At 51.6% G+C, this 3,559-nt stretch carries 1 protein-coding gene; it reads right to left on the reverse strand.

What is annotated here, in order from left to right; all coding sequences use genetic code 11:
• A partial coding sequence (locus tag PHS53_05220; protein ID MDD5357510.1) for a hypothetical protein occupies nucleotides 1-3,559 on the reverse strand: 3,559 nt, incomplete at both ends.

Here is a 3,559-nt window from a genome sequence, read left to right on the forward strand (position 1 = left end):
AAGGCCTCCAAATCTAACCAGTTGATCCCCGTGTCACTTAACACATCTAGATCCCCCCAATTTACCCCCGCACCACTTAAACTCCCTACATCCAGCCAGTTCACCCCCGCCGCACTTAAACTCCCCACATCCACCCAGTTAACCCCGGCATCACTTAATGCGTCTACATCCAGCCAGTTGACCCCCGCCACACTTAAACTCCCCACATCCACCCAGTTGATCCCTGCGTCACTTAAGGCATCCACATCCAGCCAATTTACCCCCGCCGCACTTAAACTCCCCACATCCACCCAGTTGATCCCCGCACCACTTAAACTCCCCACATCCAGCCAGTTCACCCCCGCATCACTTAAAACATCCACATCCCCCCAGTTAACCCCTGCATCACTTAATGCGTCCACATCCAGCCAGTTGACCCCCGCCGCACTTAAACTCCCTACATCCACCCAGTTTATCCCTGCGTCACTTAATGCATCCACATCCAGCCAGTTGACCCCCGCCGCACTTAAACTCCCCACATCTACCCAGTTGATCCCCGCCACACTTAAACTCCCTACATCCTTCCAGTTTACCCCCGCATCACTTAAAACCTCCAAATCTAACCAGTTGATCCCCGTGTCACTTAACACATCTAGATCTCCCCAATTTACCCCCGCACTACTTAAACTCCCTACATCCAGCCAGTTAACCCCCGCATCACTTAAAACATCCACATCCCCCCAGTTGATCCCCACATCACTTAATGCGTCTACATCCAGCCAGTTTACCCCCGCCGCACTTAAACTCCCCACATCCTTCCAATTGACCCCCACCCCACTTAAGACCTCCAAATCTAACCAGTTGATCCCCGTGTCACTTAACACGTCTAGATCTCCCCAATTTACCCCCGCACTACTTAAACTCCCTACATCCAGCCAGTTCACCCCCGCATCACTTAAAACATCCACATCCCCCCAGTTGATCCCTGCCTTACTAATTACATCCACATCCAGCCAGTTCACCCCCGCCGCACTTAAACTCCCTACATCCTTCCAGTTGACCCCCGCATCACTTAAACTCTCCACATCCCCCCAGTTGATCCCTACATCACTGATCGCATCCACATCCAGCCAGTTCACCCCTACATTGCTTAAATTGCTCAGATCCTTCCAATTTACCCCCGCTTCACTCAAAGCCTCCAAATCTAGCCAGTTGATCCCTACATCACTGATCGCATCCACATCCACCCAGTTTACCCCCGCCGCACTTAAACTCCCCACATCCAGCCAGTTGATCCCCGCATCACTTAAACTCTCCACATCTCCCCAGTTCACCCCCGCCCCACTTAAACTCCCCACATCCAGCCAGTTGATCCCTACATTGCTTAAATTACTCAAATCCTTCCAATTTATCCCCGCGTCACTTAACACGTCCATATCTAACCAATTCATCCCTATCCCACTCAACACATCAACATCTTCCCAGTTAATCCCCGCATCACTCAAAATCTCAACGTCCAGCCAATTTACCCCCACCCCTCCTAATACCGCCAAATCTACCCAGTTTACCCCAGCATCACTTAATACATCCACATCTCCCCAGTTGATCCCTACATGCCCTAACCCCGCCACATCTAGCCAATTGATCCCCGCTTGACTCATCCCCCCTAAATCCACCCAGTTCACCCCCACCTCGCTTACCACCTCCACATCTAACCAGTTCACCCCGGCATCACTTAATACATCCACATCTCCCCAGTTGACCCCTGCCCCACTCATCGCACCTACATCCAACCAATTAATCCCCGCATCACTTAACACATCCACATCTCCCCAATTCACCCCCGCCGCACTCAGACTCCCGACATCCAGCCAGTTGATCCCCGCATTGCTTAGATTACTCACATCCTTCCAATTTACCCCAGCTTCACTTAAACTCCCCACATCCAGCCAGTTCACTCCCACATCACTTAGTTCCCCTAAATCTACCCAGTTGATCCCCACATCCCCCAACACATCCAAATCCAACCAGTTCACCCCCACATCCCCCAACACATCCAAATCTTCCCAGTTCACCCCTGCATCACTTAAACTCTCCACATCCAGCCAGTTGATCCCCGCATTGCTTAAATTACTCACATCCTTCCAATTGACCCCCGCTTCACTTAAACTCCCTACATCCAGCCAATTCACTCCCATATCACTTAACACATCTAAATCTTCCCAATTCACCCCAGCCGCACTCAAACTCCCTACATCCTGCCAGTTTACCCCCGCAGCACTTAACACACCGACATCGGCCCAATTTACCCCCGCATCACTCATCCCCTCTACATCCAGCCAGTTCACCCCCGCCACACTTAAACTCCCTACATCTAGCCAGTTCACCCCTGCCTTGCTCACCGCCTCCACATCCAACCAGTTCACTCCCGCCGCACTTAAACTCCCCAAATCCTTCCAATTCACCCCTGCATCACTTAATACATCCAAATCCCCCCAGTTAACCCCCGCATCACTTAATGCATCCACATCCACCCAGTTTACCCCTACATTACTCAGCCTCTCAACATCTAACCAGTTAACCCCCGCATTGCTCATCCCCCCTACATCTACCCAGTTCACCCCGGACTTACTCACAACCTCCACATCTAACCAGTTCACCCCTACATCACTTAACACGTCCATATCTCCCCAGTTAATCCCCGCATCCCCTAACACATCCAAATCCAACCAGTTCACTCCCGTGTCACTTAATACATCCAAATCGGCCCAGTTCACCCCTGCATCACTTAATGCATCCACATCCAGCCAGTTTACCCCCACCCTACTTAATTCACCCACATCCACCCAGTTTACCCCCGCATCACTCAACACATCCACATCCAGCCAGTTGATCCCTACATCACTGATCGCATCCACATCCGCCCAATTGATCCCGCCATTACTTAAATTGCTCAGATCCTTCCAGTTCACCCCTGCATCACTTAAACTCTCCACATCCAGCCAATTCACCCCCATGTCACTTAATACATCTACATCTACCCAATTAATCCCCGATTGACTTATACTCCCTACATCCAGCCAGTTCACTCCCACATCACTCATCACATCCACATCTCCCCAGTTCACCCCGGCATCACTTAAACTGTCTACATCCAACCAATTCACCCCCGCCGCACTCAGACTCCCGACATCCACCCAGTTCACCCCCGCATCACTCAGCACATCCACATCCAACCAGTTCACCCCCACATCACTTAACGCGTCCACATCCGCCCAATTAATCCCCGATTGACTTATACTCCCTACATCCAGCCAGTTCACTCCCGCATCACTTAAACTCCCCACATCCCCCCAGTTGATCCCCACATCACTTAACGCGTCCACATCCAGCCAGTTTACCCCCGCCACACTTAAACTCCCCACATCCTTCCAGTTTACCCCCGCATCACTCAAGGCCTCCAAATCTAACCAGTTGATCCCCGTGTCACTTAACACATCTAGATCCCCCCAATTTACCCCCGCACCACTTAAACTCCCTACATCCAGCCAGTTCACCCCCGCCGCACTTAAACTCCCCA

The sequence above is a fragment of the Candidatus Paceibacterota bacterium genome (assembly GCA_028714635.1).
GTDB lineage: Bacteria > Patescibacteriota > Minisyncoccia > Phycocordibacterales > JAQTLZ01 > JAQTLZ01.